The 501-nt window shown below is 56.7% G+C and carries 1 protein-coding gene; it reads right to left on the bottom strand.

Annotated elements, in window-relative coordinates:
- Positions 1-44 precede the first annotated feature (44 nt).
- Positions 45-404, bottom strand: a complete 360-nt coding sequence (tnpA, locus tag GXY01S_RS17840) for an IS66-like element accessory protein TnpA (protein ID WP_081500454.1) — start codon at positions 402-404, stop codon at positions 45-47.
- Positions 405-501: the final 97 nt, after the last annotated feature.

Here is a 501-nt window from a genome sequence, read left to right as displayed (position 1 = left end):
CACCCCGCAGGCCAGATAGACACGCACACCATTGCCCACGCCAATCATGCCGTCTCCACGATCCGGATGACCCGTGCCAGAAGCTCTTCTGCAGGATATCCCGTCACCCTGATACAACGGCCATTGCGCAGCACAATGGCCAACTCGTCAGTATCATCGCCAGACGCCACAGCGGGTGCATTCACGGAAGCAACAGGAACAAACGCCACAGACTGATCTGGGGAAGACAGTCTTTGACGGAATGAAGTACGCCACTGGTAAAGATGTTGGCGGGTCAGGCCATGCCGACGTGCCACATCCGATACACTTGCCCCGTCCACACCAACTTCAGCCAGAATCTCCAGCTTCCGTTCGTCCGGCCAGCGGCGACGGCGTTCAACGCCAATCAGGATTTCCTGAGCCATATTTACCTCCCGAACGACGTCAATAACGACGTCGTTAACGACGGTAAGTTACCAGTCACAATCCTCAGGCATAAGGCGGCCTCAAGCGGCCGATTAC

This window comes from Komagataeibacter xylinus NBRC 15237 (assembly GCF_001571345.1).
Classification (GTDB): Bacteria; Pseudomonadota; Alphaproteobacteria; order Acetobacterales; family Acetobacteraceae; genus Komagataeibacter; species Komagataeibacter xylinus.
The sequence above is the reverse complement of the archived record's forward strand: the minus strand, read 5'-3'. Positions and strand labels throughout refer to the sequence as shown.